This window comes from Enterobacter sp. 61D5, assembly GCF_034107965.1.
Taxonomy (GTDB): domain Bacteria; phylum Pseudomonadota; class Gammaproteobacteria; order Enterobacterales; family Enterobacteriaceae; genus Enterobacter; species Enterobacter cloacae_M.
Genome location: NZ_JAWNFK010000004.1, coordinates 93,854 through 107,700, shown reverse-complemented (window position 1 = coordinate 107,700; position 13,847 = coordinate 93,854). Strand labels below are relative to the sequence as shown.

General features: G+C 61.1%; 13 protein-coding genes. 5 read left to right on the top strand and 8 right to left on the bottom strand.

Annotated elements, in window-relative coordinates; all coding sequences use genetic code 11:
- Positions 1 to 2 precede the first annotated feature (2 nt).
- Positions 3 to 2,243 (bottom strand): EAL domain-containing protein, encoded by a 2,241-nt coding sequence (locus UTM25_RS03445; protein ID WP_194400256.1) that lies wholly within the window; start codon positions 2,241 to 2,243, stop codon positions 3 to 5.
- A gap of 370 nt (positions 2,244 to 2,613) precedes the next feature.
- Between UTM25_RS03445 and UTM25_RS03440 the strand changes: the two genes are divergently transcribed.
- On the top strand, positions 2,614 to 2,784 hold the full coding sequence (locus tag UTM25_RS03440) for a YfgG family protein (RefSeq protein ID WP_194400254.1): 171 nt from the start codon (positions 2,614 to 2,616) through the stop codon (positions 2,782 to 2,784).
- Here the strand turns inward: UTM25_RS03440 and UTM25_RS03435 are convergent.
- Positions 2,781 to 3,671: a LysR family transcriptional regulator gene (locus tag UTM25_RS03435; protein WP_194400252.1), complete on the bottom strand. Its 891-nt coding sequence runs from the start codon at positions 3,669 to 3,671 to the stop codon at positions 2,781 to 2,783. The genes UTM25_RS03440 and UTM25_RS03435 overlap by 4 nt on opposite strands.
- 97 nt (positions 3,672 to 3,768) lie before the next feature.
- Between UTM25_RS03435 and UTM25_RS03430 the strand changes: the two genes are divergently transcribed.
- Genes UTM25_RS03430 through UTM25_RS03420 form a run of 3 tightly spaced genes read left to right on the top strand, consistent with a single transcriptional unit; the run spans position 3,769 to position 6,271 of the window.
- On the top strand, positions 3,769 to 4,998 hold the full coding sequence (locus tag UTM25_RS03430; RefSeq protein WP_194400250.1) for an MFS transporter: 1,230 nt from the start codon (positions 3,769 to 3,771) through the stop codon (positions 4,996 to 4,998).
- Positions 4,999 to 5,048: 50 nt separating this feature from the next.
- Positions 5,049 to 5,516 carry a DUF6130 family protein gene (locus UTM25_RS03425; protein ID WP_194400248.1) on the top strand — a complete coding sequence of 156 codons (468 nt, stop codon included), beginning with the start codon at positions 5,049 to 5,051 and terminating at the stop codon, positions 5,514 to 5,516.
- A gap of 11 nt (positions 5,517 to 5,527) precedes the next feature.
- Positions 5,528 to 6,271 (top strand): alpha/beta fold hydrolase, encoded by a 744-nt coding sequence (locus UTM25_RS03420; protein WP_194400246.1) that lies wholly within the window; start codon positions 5,528 to 5,530, stop codon positions 6,269 to 6,271.
- 10 nt (positions 6,272 to 6,281) lie between these two features.
- On the opposite strand, the gene UTM25_RS03415 is transcribed toward UTM25_RS03420, so the two are convergent.
- Entirely contained in the window at positions 6,282 to 6,725 is a 444-nt protein-coding gene (locus UTM25_RS03415; RefSeq protein WP_233469392.1) for a winged helix-turn-helix transcriptional regulator, read from the bottom strand.
- A 115-nt stretch (positions 6,726 to 6,840) separates the two neighbouring features.
- On the opposite strand from UTM25_RS03415, the gene UTM25_RS03410 reads away from it, so the two are divergent.
- Positions 6,841 to 8,055: an MFS transporter gene (locus UTM25_RS03410; protein WP_233469391.1), complete on the top strand. Its 1,215-nt coding sequence runs from the start codon at positions 6,841 to 6,843 to the stop codon at positions 8,053 to 8,055.
- On the opposite strand, the gene iolB is transcribed toward UTM25_RS03410, so the two are convergent.
- Genes iolB through UTM25_RS03385 form a run of 5 tightly spaced genes read right to left on the bottom strand, consistent with a single transcriptional unit; the run spans position 8,021 to position 13,844 of the window.
- A complete protein-coding gene (gene iolB / locus UTM25_RS03405; RefSeq protein ID WP_194400243.1) occupies positions 8,021 to 8,845 on the bottom strand; it encodes a 5-deoxy-glucuronate isomerase in 825 nt (274 codons plus the stop codon). The genes UTM25_RS03410 and iolB overlap by 35 nt on opposite strands.
- A gap of 9 nt (positions 8,846 to 8,854) precedes the next feature.
- Positions 8,855 to 9,745: a myo-inosose-2 dehydratase gene (gene iolE, locus UTM25_RS03400; protein ID WP_047652661.1), complete on the bottom strand. Its 891-nt coding sequence runs from the start codon at positions 9,743 to 9,745 to the stop codon at positions 8,855 to 8,857.
- An 11-nt stretch (positions 9,746 to 9,756) separates the two neighbouring features.
- Entirely contained in the window at positions 9,757 to 11,661 is a 1,905-nt protein-coding gene (locus UTM25_RS03395; protein WP_194400241.1) for a bifunctional 5-dehydro-2-deoxygluconokinase/5-dehydro-2-deoxyphosphogluconate aldolase, read from the bottom strand.
- A 12-nt stretch (positions 11,662 to 11,673) separates the two neighbouring features.
- Positions 11,674 to 12,807, bottom strand: coding sequence for a Gfo/Idh/MocA family protein (locus UTM25_RS03390; RefSeq protein WP_194400239.1), 1,134 nt, complete (start codon positions 12,805 to 12,807; stop codon positions 11,674 to 11,676).
- Positions 12,808 to 12,815: 8 nt separating this feature from the next.
- A complete protein-coding gene (locus UTM25_RS03385; protein ID WP_023308786.1) occupies positions 12,816 to 13,844 on the bottom strand; it encodes an ABC transporter permease in 1,029 nt (342 codons plus the stop codon).
- Positions 13,845 to 13,847 lie beyond the last annotated feature (3 nt).

Below are 13,847 nucleotides of genomic sequence, written 5' to 3'. Positions count from 1 at the left end.
GCTCAGGCGTCCGCGGTGGACGCCTCTGCTTCCAGCAGTGACACAAGCGGTGCCGGTCTGCCAATCAGATAACCCTGCACATAATCGATGCCTAGCGCGTGAACCGCGCTACGTATCTCTTCGCTTTCGACATACTCCGCCACCACCAGCATCTTCTTCATGCGCGCCAGATGGCAGATAGACGCCACAATCTGATAATCCAGGCTGTTGTTGACGATGTTGCGAATAAAGCTGCCGTCAATCTTGAGAATATCCGCGTCCACGCTTTTCAGCCGCGCATAGCTCGCATAGCCGGTGCCAAAATCATCAATCGCAATACGTACCCCCATTTTCTGCAGCTGCCGGAGAATGTGTATCGCCTGCTCCGCATTGCAAAAGTTGCTGCACTCCGTCACTTCAAAGATCAGCTGCCACGGCTCAATGGCGTATTTCGCCAGCAGGCGACTCACCTCAAGCGGAAACTGCACCCGACACACGGTCGACGGGGCCAGATTAATGGCAAAGCGCTGGCCGGGCAGTCTTTCGCGATGCGCGGCGAGAAAGCGCAGGGTGTGCTCCAGCACCCACAAATCTACCCGGGAAGAGAGACCAAACTCCTGCGCGACGGGCAGGAACTGGTCGGGGGAGATCAATAGCCCGTTTACATCCGGCATCCGGAGCAGGACTTCGTGATAGCAATCGCCACGCAGGCCGCGAACGGGTTGAACCAGCAGGGTGAATTCGTCGTTATCAAGCGCCTGTTGCAGGCGGCCCATCATCGCGACCTTATCCTTCAGGTTGCGCTGCAAATGGATGGCCCCACGCTGCTGAAGATTTTCCGGATGGTTGGAGGAGAGCGAAAGGTCGGCAACCACGCCCAGCTCGCCCAGCACCAGATAAAGATGGTTAACCGGGGACCGGACATAGCAATAGCTCACGCCCACCTGCGGCTGCAGCGGCATGCCGTCCCAGACAAAGCGGAACTGCTTGATATGCTCGTCCAGGCCTTCAATACGCTGCTGGTGCGATTCCGCGTTAAGCCGTACCGCCAGGTCATACCCGGTCAGGTGATACACCAGCTCATTGGGCTGGAGAATGCCATTCATCCACTGTGCCAGCTGCTGCTTGTACTGAATCCGCAGCAACACGCCGTAATTTCGGCCCAGAATTTCCAGCTCCGGAATACGCAGCAGACAGAGCGCCGACCACGGGTTTTTCGCCAGATCGCGCGACAGCGCCCGCAGGTTAGGCATATGGACGACCGGGTCGAGCAGCGCCAGCCTGCGGGAGCGTTTGTTCGCCTCGCGCTGCCGGGTCGCCAGCATCGACATATAAATCACCACGAACGAGAAGACCAGGTAACTGGAAGAGGTGATCGCCAGCTGAATGTCATACCCCGGATTTACCGGGATATAGCGGTAAAAATAGTGAATAGACACCAGTAGTATCGGCGTCCAGATAAGCGAAATCAGCTTATAGCCAAAACGCATCGCGCCCCAGAGCATCACCGGCATCAGCAGGGAAAGAGTGTAATTGGTGGTGAAAATGGAGCTGTTCTCATTCATCGGAAGCAGCAGCAGCGAAAGCAGTCCGCCAAGCGCGATAGCCCACACCAGCAACTCAACGACCGTCACCTTTTTGTCTATCTCGGAACGGATCTGTGAGAGAAGGCTTTTGATATAGCGCGGATGCCGAAGCAGGCGGATCAGCAGATAGCTCAGCGGCACGCCCGTTAGCCCGCTGACCAGCAGCGTCTGATAGTTGATGAGCGTGCGAATATTGAGGGGATTTAATCCCGCAAGGCTCTGACGGCTCTCATACACGCCTAAATACACCGCAAACTGAAACAGCACCAGAAATAGCGTCGCGGGGCAGAAGACTTGCCAGAAGATGCGCTGCGCCATCAGCCGCACGTCGCCGTACGCGGTCATATTCCGTCTGGGCGCAAACACCCGGTAGCCACCCCAGCTGAGCACTAAAGGGACGACAAAATGGAGGATCCCCGCGACGGTTTCAAACATCCCGACCGACGGGTAATAGCGGATAAACAGCGACAATACGATCCCGGGCAGCGCTTCCAGGCCAAAGAACATCATCAGCGAAAGCAAAAATGAGAGAGGTAAATAATAGAGTGCCGCAATGCCGTCGCCCAGCTGCGTGAATGTATTCGCAATGCTCAGCACGGGAAGTAAAACCACAGGCAAAATAAGCGGTAATGCCCACCAGCGGTTTTCATTTTTTTTCAGGAAAGCCAGAATGTTCATAGATGCCCGGTAAAACCCCTTTCGCTCCAGAGGGAAAATAAAGACAGGCATCCAACCTGACGTACGCGCCGCCCGGCGGCGTGCGGGGCGAACAGTATGGAGGAAGGATTTTAAATATCAGGGCCGGGAAGCCGTTGACTTAAATCAAACTACTTTACGCAAATAACTTTTTGCGGCGTTTTTTTGAGATTATTTTCTTCATATTATCAATATGGTAAATGCATTAATTAATTTCAATAACATTAATCAATATAAACATTGACGGTTATTTACACACTTCAGAATTGACCCCATCTTCCCGCTGTGCCTTAATATCCTTGTCGCCCAAAAGGGCTTATCCAGGAAAAACAGAGTGAGTCAGGTCACGCGTATGCGAAAACGACATCAATTTAATACCCGAATGACCCGCATCATACTGCTCATCAGCTTCCTGTTTTTCTTTGGCCGCTTCGTTTACTCTTCAATTGGCGCCTGGTACCACCATCAGGACAAAACCCAGTCGCAGCAATCCAGCCTGACCGTCGACAACACCGATCGCTAAACAGCCGCAGGATGCTGCACGAGCCGAATAATGGCCGCGCTCCCTTTGCTGAGAATTTTATCCTGCCGCATTACCACCGCCAGCTGCCGCTGCAGCATGGGCGTAAGCGACATCACGTATAGCCCTCCGCGATCGGCATCCTGTTCGACCGCCATTCGCGGCACAATACTGTAGCCCAGCCCCGCGCGAACCATGCGTTTGATCGCCTCGATGCTGCCAAGCTGCATCACCGGTGCGATCGCTAATCCATTAGCCGCAAACCAGCCATCGATCAGCGCCCGGGTACCGCTGCCTGATTCAAAGGCAATCAGCGGCTGAGCGTGCAGCGCCTCCGGGGTAAAGTCCCTGAAAGCGTCCTGCTGCTCCCGCGACGCGATAAAAACAAACTCTTCGTCCATTACCGGCATGACGTCCAGCGCTCTGCCGCTCACCGGCAGCGTCACCAGCCCCATATCGAGCCGGTTCTCTTCGATGGCCCTGACGATGTCGAGGGTGTTGCCCGTCGTCACCCCTACGCTCAGGAGCGGATAGTCCTGGCGCAGCTTCTCCAGCAGCGGTGGCAGAAGATGGATGCAGGCCGTTGCCCCCGTGCCAAGCGTAATGGTGCCGCTCACATCGTGGCTGAATGCGCTCACGGACCGGATGGCGGCATCCACCGCCTGCTGAATACGCTCCCCATGCGCCAGCAACGCCTGCCCGGCAGCCGTAGCCTTAATCCCTCGCCCGGTACGCTCCACCAGTCGCGTTTGCAGAAACTGCTCCAGCTGACGTATTTGCAGGCTGACGGCGGGCTGGGAAATACCCAGCACATCCGCTGCCGCTGAAAAGCTGCCGCGCTGGATCACCAGACGGAAGGTGGCGAGATAGCCCAAATTAAGCGTTGTCATTCAAAGTTTCTCTTATACCGCGCATAAGGTTGCTGCCCTGCCAGCACAATAGCGCGCGAGTTATGCTCAGGACAACTGCATAACGGAATGAAAAACAATGGAAACACCCGCCCTGCCACGCCGCCTCGCCCTCACGGCGGGATGTAATCAGCTCATCAACTGGGGGATTTCGTTTTATATGCCCGGCACCTTTGCGCTGGCGATTGCAGCCGACCGGGGATGGTCATCACCGCAGATTTACCTCGGCCTGACGCTGGCGATGCTGGTGATGGCGGCGGTTTCCCCGTTTGTCGCCCGCCTGCTGGCACGCTTTGGCGGTCAGAAGGTAGTGATGAGCGGCACGTTGCTGACCGCCGCAAGCTGCGCAGGGATGGCGTTTACCCCGACGCTTTTTGGCTGGTACTGCGCCTGGCTTATCGGCGGCGTAGGGATGCGCCTGTCTCTGTACGACGCGCTGTTCGCCGCGCTGGTAAACCTCTACGGGCAGCAGGCGCGAAGAACGATCTCACGCGTCACGCTGGCGGGCGGGCTGGCCTCCGCCGTTTTCTGGCCGCTGGGCAATGCCCTGCTTCAGGTCATGAGCTGGCAGGAGGCGCTGCGCGTCTACGCTCTATTCGGCCTGCTGAGCGCGATGCTGATTCGAACGCTTCCCCGGCAGCGGCTGACGGTGACGACAAAGGTCACCGCGCCGCCGCTGTACAACGAGCAGCGTAACGCCTGGCTTTATGCCGCCTTCATTGCCCTCATCACCTTTGTCTCTAACGGCACGTCCACCCATCTGCCGGAGTTTATTGCCCACTTCGGCCTGCCGGTCGCCATCGGCATGCTGTGGGGGATCGGCCAGACGGGCGCCCGCTCGCTGGAAGTGCTGGCGGGTGCCCGCTTAACCCCCTTCAAACTCACGCTTTTTACCGCGCTCGCCATGCCGCTCTGCTTTCTACTGGGGATAAGCAGCGCACTGTTTATGTGGTGTGCAGCCGGGTTTGTGCTGGGCTACGGCGCCATCAACGGGCTGGTCACCATTGTGAAAGCCACCCTGCCGCTGGAACTGTTTAGCACCGAAAGCTATGCCCGCCGCACCGGCATGCTGCTGATCCCTGGCCAGCTGATGGCGGCAGCCTCACCGTTTGCCTATGCGTGGCTGAATAAAACGCTGGGGATCGCGGGGGCAATGTGGGTTTCAACGGGGCTGACGCTGGTGATTGCCGGGCTGGCGATAGCGATTGTGCGCCGTCCACGCAGGCAATCTGTATCGCACTGTATCCAGAGCGCCACGCTGACAAACGGGTACAAAACGCCGCCTCCGGCAAATATCTCCGATACATAAAAATGGTTTTCTTTCCCTGTCGCCATTCAGAACCGATGAGGAGAGAACCCATGATTCGTCGCTTTGCACTTTTACCCCTGCTAATCCTGGCCTCTGTAGCCCATGCCCGGGCCACCCCGCTGGACAACCTGAGCGCCGCGGACGTGAATGGCCCCGCCGCCGTTGCGCCGCTGGCGCAGCCGCAGCCGCTTGCCAGGCTGATCGTCGATCCGCCGCTTGCCGGGCCGCTGAGCAAAGGCGCGGTGTTTATCCAGTACCGAGCCGAAAACCTGCGCATCGAGCCGGTATTCGGTCCCGAAGCGCTCAAGGTCACGCCGCGCATCGGGCACATTCACGTGGTGGTGGATGACGCGCCGTGGCACTGGGCTGACGCCAGCGGAGAGCCGGTGATCCTGGTGGGGCTGCCCGCCGGTAAACATAAGGTGACAATTATTCTGGCCGACCCGACGCACAAGCCGCTCGACCACAAAACCGTTGAATTCACCGTCCCGCCCCACGCGGCGGTCCACCACTTTTAAGGAGTCTGAAGATGAAAGCACTGTCTGTAGTGACGGCAGGCCTGCTGGCGCTTTCCGCCAGCGCCTTTGCACAGAGTAAAACCAGCGTGGTGCTGGTTCACGGCGCGTTTGCCGACGGCAGCAGCTGGAATAAGGTGATTACCCTGTTGCAGAAGCAGCACGCCGAGGTCATTGCCGTTCAGCTCCCGCTCACGTCGCTTAAGGATGACGTTGCGGCCACGCGGCGGGCCATCGCCCGCGCCCGGGGTAACGTGGTGCTGGTGGGCCACTCCTGGGGCGGCACCGTGATTAGCGAGGCGGGCAACGATGCGCGGGTAAAATCGCTGGTGTACGTGGCGGCGTTCGCGCCGGATTCCGGCCAGTCGACGGCGGATTTGGCAGGAAGCTTCCCTGCCCCGCCGGGCAGCGCGGGCATTGCTGAATCGGCGGACGGCTATTTATACCTGCCGACAGGAGCCGTCAGAAAGGACTTCGCGCCTGACGTGAAGCCAGACACTCAAAACACGATTGCAGCCACGCAGGGGGCGATTAAGGCCGAGGCGTTTGGTGAAAAGGTCGCCCACGCGGCGTGGCATGACAAACCGAGCTGGTATGTGGTCAGCAAGAATGACCGCATGATCAACCCCGATCTGGAACGGGCGATGGCGAAGATGATCCATGCGAAAACAGCCGAGGTGGCGGCAAGCCACGTGTCAATGGTGAGCCAGCCGCAGAGCGTTGCCCGGACGATTGAGCAGGCGATAAGCAGTAATTAACCGGAGTGACTCATTCGATCTTCTGCACTTCCGTATCCACCGGCAGCAGCGCAGTGCCGTCGTGCGCTGCTGGCGCCATAAAGGGAACCGGCCTGCCCGTCCGCCTGTCAACCAGCAGCGAGTGAGGCTCGCCCTGTGAAAACAGATTTTGCTCTCCCCACTGACGCAGCGCCACGATCACGGGGAAAAGACGTTCGCCTTTGTCGGTCAGAACATATTCCTGATAAGCCGTGCCGTCCGATGCTCCCTGTAACGTCAGGATTTCTGCCTCAACCAGCTTGCGAAGCCGGTCAGAAAGGATGTTGCGCGCCACTCCAAGGCTGCGCTGAAAATCCCCGAAGCGCGTCATGCCGTCAAACGCATTACGCACAATGAGAAGCGACCAGCGATCCCCGAGCAGGTCAACGCTGCGGGCAACGGGACAATATTCCTCTTTTACCGTATTTCGGGACATCACCTGCTTTCCTCGCAAAGGCCACCCTATAACTAGTTGCATTTTAAAACTGCTTAGCCTAGCATTCAACCAGTTTCATTTTAAAACCAGGTTATCACAGGCGAGGATTTTGAACATGTCACTGACGTCAGCCCTTCCTTCAGCCGACATGCCGCGCAGCATGGTCTGGCTGTTCGCCACCGCCAGCGGCCTAAGCGTGGCAAACGTCTATTACGCCCAGCCTTTGCTTGACGCGCTGGCGAACGATTTCGGCATCAGCCATGCGGCCGTGGGTGGCGTGGTGACCGCGACACAAATTGGCTGCGCGCTGGCTCTTTTGCTTGTCGTTCCTCTGGGTGACAAAGTGGATCGTCGACGACTCATGGCAGCACAGCTGATTGCTCTGGTGGTGGCGCTGGTTTCCGTCAGCATGGCACAGTCCTCTTCAGCGCTGCTGATCGGTATGCTTGCGACCGGTATGTTGGGCACGGCCATGACGCAGGGGCTGATCGCCTACGCCGCCAGCGCCGCGTCGCCCCATGAACAGGGCCGCGTTGTCGGCGCGGCACAGGGCGGCGTGTTCACAGGTTTGCTGCTCGCTCGCGTCTTTGCCGGTGGCATCAGCGATATCGCGGGATGGCGCGGGGTTTATCTTTGTGCTGCCGCGCTGATGCTCATGATTGCGTTACCTCTGTGGTGGCGACTCCCCGCCCTGCCAGCCGTCACTGCCACGATGAGCTATCCGCGCCTGATTGGCTCAATGCTCACGCTGCTGCGGCAGGAAAAAGTGCTGCAGATACGCGGCGTGCTGGCGCTGCTGATGTTTGCATCGTTCAACATTTTCTGGAGCGCGCTGGTGCTGCCGCTGAGCGCACCGCCGTTTAACTTTTCGCATACAGCGATTGGCGCGTTTGGGCTGGCTGGCGCGGTGGGCGCGCTGGCGGCTGGCCGGGCAGGACGCTGGGCCGATCGGGGATATGCCCAACGCACCAGCGCGGCGGCGCTGAGTATCTTGCTGTTAGCCTGGTGGCCCTTGTCGCTGATGGACCGTTCACTCGGGATCTTGCTTATCGGCATCATACTGCTCGATTTGGGCGGTCAGGCGCTGCACGTCACTAATCAGAGCATGATTTTCCGCACCCGTCCCGAGGCGCACAGCCGGCTGGTCGGGCTTTACATGCTGTTTTATGCCGTCGGCAGCGGGCTCGGCGCGCTCGGCACAACGATGACGTATGCCTGTGCCGGCTGGCCGGGCGTCTGCCTGCTTGGCGCCTCGGTCAGCCTGCTGGCGCTGGTGTTCTGGTGGCTAACCCGCGCTAGCCACCGCTGTCCGCGGGATAACCCCGATTAATCCACGCGTGGTCCTCTTCCCAGGTGAACATCCATTTGCGCACCGGCCCCGCCATCACGTTGAGGTAGTAGCTGTCATACCCGGCCATCGTCGCGACCGGGTGGTAGCCCTTCGGCACCATCACCACGTCACGGTTATAGACCGCCATACACTCATCCAGCGTTCTGTCGTCGGTGTAGACGCGCTGCATGCAGAACCCCTGCTCCGGGTTAAGGCGATGGTAGTAGGTCTCCTCCAGATAGGTTTCCTGCGGCGGGTTATCCGTGTCGTGCTTGTGGCTCGGGTACGAGCTGGTGCAGCCCTCACTGGTCCACACCTCCACCACCAGCAGGCTGTCGGCGGGCCTGTCTTCCGGCAAAATGTTGTGCACGTAGCGCTGGTTGTGACCCTTGCCGCGCGCCTCGCCGTCGATATCCTGCGGCGCAATCAGCCGCGTCGGATACGAGCGTTTGCCCGGCGCGGCGCAGACCGCCAGCTCCAGCGTCGTCAGCGCCTTCACCTGCACCGTCTCCTGCGGGGTGACGTACACCGCCCACGGCTTGATGCGCTCGAAGGGGCTCATCCGCTCGCCGATGTCGTTAAACTGCGCGGAAGGGGTGCGTATGGAGGCGCGTCCGGCGACCAGCACCAGGCAGCGCTCTTCGCTGACGGCGGGCAGCGTCAGCGTCTGCCCCTCCTGCAGTTCATACGCCTCAAAGCCGACGTAGCCCCACCCCGCGCTTTCCGGCGTGACGGACTGGGTGCGCCCCTCCGCGTTCGGCTGTTGCCAACGTGATAACAGACGTGACATGCTGCCTCCTCAAATCAGTCCGGCGTCGCGCGCCAGGCGGCTCAGGTTGTTATATCCCAGACGGGCGTAGGTCAGCGGATGGGCAATCGCCGGATCCTGCTCGGCCTCGACCACCAGCCAGCCGTGATAATCCTGCGCCTTCAGCAGCCGCATAATCGGCGGGTAATCGACGCAGCCGTCGCCCGGCACGGTAAACACGCCGCTCAGCACCGCATCGAGGAAGCTGGTTTTGCGGTTTTTCACGTCCGCCAGCACGTCGGCGCGCACGTCTTTACAGTGAACGTGGTTGATGCGCGACGCCCAGCGCTGCGCCACCGCCAGCGGATCGGCCCCGGCAAAGGTGAGATGGCCGGTATCCAGCAGCAGTCCGACCGCCTCCCCGGTGTGAGTCATCAGGTTGTCCACGTCCTCGGCGGACTCAATCACCGTGCCCATATGGTGATGGTAGGCAATCTGCACGCCCTGCTGCTGGGTGTAGCGGGCAAATTCGGTGAGCTTCTCGCCGTACTCCTTCCAGCGTTCCTGTGGGAAGCGCGGGCGCAGATGCACCGGGGTCTGCTGCTCGCCGTGAATGCAGCCGCTCACTTCCGCAAAGACCAGCACCTTCGCCCCCAGCTCGCGCAGCAGCGTCAGGTGGGACTGCACGGCGGCGATCTCCTCCTCCACGCTGCGCTCCAGCAGGCGGCCGGAGTACCAGCCGGAGACCAGCTGCAGGTCGTGACGCTGCAGGATGGGGCCAAGCAGGCGCGCTTCGCGCGGGAATTTATTGCCCAGCTCGAAGCCGGCAAAACCGGCCTCTTTACCTTCGCTCAGACAGGTCTCCAGCGAGGTTTCCGCGCCGAGAGAAGGCAGATCGTCGTTCGTCCACGTCAGCGGGTTAATGCCTAATTGCACACTCATTGTCGTCTCCATTATGCGTGTCCGCGCTCGCGCCACCAGGCGATAAGCTGCAGGTAGTTGTCCCGGATGCGCGCCACCAGCTGCGCATCGTCAATATCGTGCTTCAGCCACGCGCGGGAGGCATCGCCAAACAGCGTGCGCCCCACGGCGAAGCCTTTCACTACCGTCTGCCCCGCTGCGGCTTTGAAGTCGGCGCGCAGCTGTTCCGCCGGAGCGTCCAGGCCGAGGATCACCACCCCGCGGCAGTGCGGGTCCCGGCGTTCGATAATCTCGCTCAGCGCCGTCCAGCCGTCGGCGGAGAGCGGTGGCAGCTTCCACCAGTCCGGGTAAATGCCCAGGTTGTAGAAGCGGGAGATGGCGCGCAGGTAGAGCTCGTCGCTGCGCGGCATGCTGGCGGGCAGGATCACCTCCAGCAGCAGCTCGTGCCCGGACCGGCAGCAGGCGTGGTACACCTCGGCGATTTTCTGCTCCTGCTCCAGGCGCAGGCCGTGGGCATCTTCCGGGTGGAAGAAGACCAGGCACTTCACCACGTGCTCCTGCGGCCAGCTGATAAGCTGGGTGCCGATGTTGCCGTGCTCCATCTCCAGCGGCCGGGAGCCCGGCAGCTCGATGGGGCGACCAATCCACCACCCCTCGCCGGTGATGGCGTTCAGCGCGTCCTGACCAAAGGTGCCGTCGCACAGCAGACCGGCTTTGCCCTCCAGCCCGGCGCGGCTCGCCGCCTCGCGGCTGGCCTGCAGGATCAGCTGCTTCAGCGTCGGAATGCGCTTAAGCGACGCGCCGCACTGCATCGCCATATCCTCAAGCTGGCTGCGGTGGTCGAAGGCCATCACGCACAGCTCCGGCCATTCGCGGCGGCGGGTGGTCACCCGGTGGAGATGGTTAAGACGCGGGTCGAGATCCGGTCGCGGCACATCCGCAGCGCGGGAGAGATAGTCATCCAGCTCGATTTTGCTCGGCATCGCCGGGGCGCAGCCGTGGCGCGAGACCACCAGCGCGCCGCAGGCGTTGGCGTAGCGGCACGCCTGCTCCCAGCCCTCGTCGTTCAGGTAGCCGCGCAGCAGGCCGGACATAAACGCGTCCCCCGCCCCAAGCACGTTCAGCACCTCCACGCGCACGCCGGTCACCGTCAGGCCGTCGTCCAGCCGGGGCGGAATGGCGTCGGTATAGACCGAGCAGCCGAGCGCGCCGCGTTTGCAGACCAGCGCTGCATCACTGACGGCGCGTACCTGCCCCAGCGCCTGCAGGGTATCCGTGCTGCCGCCCGCAATGTGAAACTCCTCTTCGGTGCCGACAATGACGTCGAAGAGGTGCAGAACCTCCTGCAGCTCGCGGGTGACCTTATCGGCGGCGATAAAGCGCGTTTCCCCGTCGCCTAAGGCGGTGAGCCCCCACAGCACCGGACGGTAGTCGATGTCCAGCACCGTGCGTACGCCGTGACGACGGGCGTAGCCCAGCGCCGTCAGCACCGCCTCGCGGGTCTGCGGATGAGAAAGGTGAGTCCCGGTGATGGCAAGACAACGTGCGGAGGCAATGTAGCGTTCGTCCACATCGCTGGCGGTAATCGCCATGTCCGCGCAGTTATCGCGATAAAAAATCAGTGGAAAGGTGTCCCGGTCTTTAATGCCGAGTAGCACCAGCGCCGTGAGGCGTTGTTTATCGGTAATCAGATGGCTGGTATCGCAGCCCACCTGGTTGAGCTCTTCCCGCAGGAAGCGGCCCATATGTTCATCGCCGACGCGCGCCAGCATCGACGAGCGCAGGCCCTGGCGCGCGGTGCCGTACGCCACGTTGCCCGACGACCCGCCGAGGTATTTGGCGAAGCTCGACGCATCCTCAAGACGGGCACCAATCTGCTGACTGTAGAGGTCTACCGCCACGCGGCCCATGCATATCACATCAAACTGCTTTTCCACGTTGATACCTCATCAGACAATGTCGTTCACGTTCAGCCAGCGGCCCTGCAGGTGTGAGAGCGCAATCGCGTCCAGCACGCGCGACACCTTCCAGCCCTCTTCGAAGTCCGGCCACATCGGCGCGTCGGCGGCAATCCCGTCCACCAGGTCGCGCACCTCCACCGTTTTTTGATCGTTAAAGCCAATCCCGTGTCCCGCGCCCATGCAGAACGCGGCGTAGTCCGGGTGCGCCGGGCCGACGAGCAGCGTGCGGAACCCCTGGCGGTTCACCGGATCGTCATGCAGATAGAGCTTCAGTTCGGCCATGCGCTCCTGGGTGAAGCTGATGGCGCCTTTCGTCCCGGTGATGACGTAAGACAGCCCCATCTTGCGGCCGCAGGCAACGCGGGAGGTTTCAATCACGCCCTGCGCTCCCCCCGCGAAGCGCACCATCGCGTGGGCCTGATCCTCGTTTTCGACGGCAATCATCTCTGACGATCCGGCCTTCGCCGGGCGCGCCGGGACCACGATCTTCAGGTCGCCGCAGACCTGCTCAATCTCCCCGACCAGGTACTGGGCCATGTTGACGATATGCGCCGCGAGGTCGCCCAGCGCCCCCAGCCCGGCGGTCTCTTTGAAGCAGTGCCAGTGAATGGGCGAGAGCGGGTCGGCCATATAGTCTTCGTTGTGGGTACCGTAGAAGTGGATCACCTCGCCAATCTCGCCGCGGGCGATAATCTCCTTCGCCAGCTGCGCCGTCGGGTTCTTCATGTAGTTGAACCCCACCAGCGTTTTCACCCCGGCCCGCTTCGCGGCGTCGACCATCTCGCGCGCGTCGTGGGCGTTCAGCGCCAGCGGCTTCTCCGAGTAGACGTGCTTGCCGTGGCGGATCGCCTCCAGCGCCATCTCTTTATGTAAATGGTTGGGTGAGCAAATATCCACCACGTCAATAGCCGGGTCGGCCACCAGCGCCCGCCAGTCGCCGGTGGAGCGGTTGAAGCCAAACGCCTGCGCGCGCGCTGCCGCGAGCTCCGGCGTGACTTCCGCCACCATCTCGCGCACCAGCCTGCCGCGCAGGTTGAACACCGTCGGGGCCTGGGCATAGGCGATAGCGTGGGCCTTGCCGATATACCCGGTGCCAATTAATCCAATACGAACCTCTTTCATCGTGATCCTCACAGTGCGCCGCGACGGCTTTTGGCGTAGGTATCAAACGCCACCGCCAGAACGATAATTAATCCGGTGATAATCTGCTGGTAGTAGGCCGAGACGTTCATCAGCACCAGACCGTTAATCAGAATCCCCATGATGATGGAGCCGATAATGGTGCCGCCGATGCGCCCGTAGCCGCCCATCAGCGAGGTGCCGCCGATCACCACCGAGGCGATGACGCGCAGCTCAAAGGAGATCCCGGCCACCGCCTCGGCGCTCCCCAGACGCGCGCTCAGGATGAAGCCCGCCAGTCCCGCAAGACAGCCGATCAGCACATAGACGCTGACCAGCACGCGCTTGACGTTCACCCCCGCCAGGCGCGCCGCCTCCGGGTTACCGCCAATGGCGTAGACGAAGCGGCCCCAGCGGGTTTTGTGCAGCGCCAGATAGCCGCCGAGGGCGACGATGGCGAAGATCCAGATCGGAATGGAGATGCCGAGCAGCTCCCCGCGTCCCCACCAGCGGTAGCCAGGGTCGAAACCGGCGATCGGCGCGCCGTCGTTAATCACCAGCGTCAGGCCGCGCCAGATGGTCATGCCGCCGAGGGTAACGATGAACGGCGGCAGGCGCAGGCGGGTGACGCCCAGGCCGTGCAGGAAGCCAATCGCCGTGCCCATGGCCAGACAAATCCCCAGGCCGATCAGCCAGCTCATGCCGCCCCAGGCGTTCGGGTCGACGGTGGTGAAGTTGTCGCCCTTGATCACGTACGCCGCGGTCATGGCGCATACCGCCAGAATGGAGCCCACGGAGAGATCGATCCCGGCGGTAAGGATGACGAAGGTCATCCCCACGGCCATGATCCCGTAGATGGAGACTTCGGTCAGGATGTTGAAAATATTGCGTTCAGAGAAAAAATTGCTGTTCTGCGACTGGAAGAAGATCAGCAGCAGGATCATGAAAATCAGTACCCCGAAGCGCTCGAAGAAGGCGATGGGATCGATGCGTCCGGCGCGTTTGACCGGGGCCTGCGTTTTAGAAATCATCTGCGTCATGAG

Bases quoted from the DNA above. Each gene is read 5' to 3' on its own strand.
- UTM25_RS03435 (WP_194400252.1), bottom strand. From the start codon at position 3,671: ATGACAACGCTTAATTTGGGCTATCTCGCCACCTTCCGTCTGGTGATC.
- iolB (WP_194400243.1), bottom strand. From the start codon at position 8,845: ATGTCACGTCTGTTATCACGTTGGCAACAGCCGAACGCGGAGGGGCGC.
- UTM25_RS03445 (WP_194400256.1), bottom strand. From the start codon at position 2,243: ATGAACATTCTGGCTTTCCTGAAAAAAAATGAAAACCGCTGGTGGGCA.
- UTM25_RS03425 (WP_194400248.1), top strand. From the start codon at position 5,049: ATGATTCGTCGCTTTGCACTTTTACCCCTGCTAATCCTGGCCTCTGTA.
- iolE (WP_047652661.1), bottom strand. From the start codon at position 9,745: ATGAGTGTGCAATTAGGCATTAACCCGCTGACGTGGACGAACGACGAT.
- UTM25_RS03420 (WP_194400246.1), top strand. From the start codon at position 5,528: ATGAAAGCACTGTCTGTAGTGACGGCAGGCCTGCTGGCGCTTTCCGCC.
- UTM25_RS03410 (WP_233469391.1), top strand. From the start codon at position 6,841: ATGTCACTGACGTCAGCCCTTCCTTCAGCCGACATGCCGCGCAGCATG.
- UTM25_RS03385 (WP_023308786.1), bottom strand. From the start codon at position 13,844: ATGACGCAGATGATTTCTAAAACGCAGGCCCCGGTCAAACGCGCCGGA.
- UTM25_RS03440 (WP_194400254.1), top strand. From the start codon at position 2,614: ATGCGAAAACGACATCAATTTAATACCCGAATGACCCGCATCATACTG.
- UTM25_RS03430 (WP_194400250.1), top strand. From the start codon at position 3,769: ATGGAAACACCCGCCCTGCCACGCCGCCTCGCCCTCACGGCGGGATGT.
- UTM25_RS03415 (WP_233469392.1), bottom strand. From the start codon at position 6,725: ATGTCCCGAAATACGGTAAAAGAGGAATATTGTCCCGTTGCCCGCAGC.
- UTM25_RS03390 (WP_194400239.1), bottom strand. From the start codon at position 12,807: ATGAAAGAGGTTCGTATTGGATTAATTGGCACCGGGTATATCGGCAAG.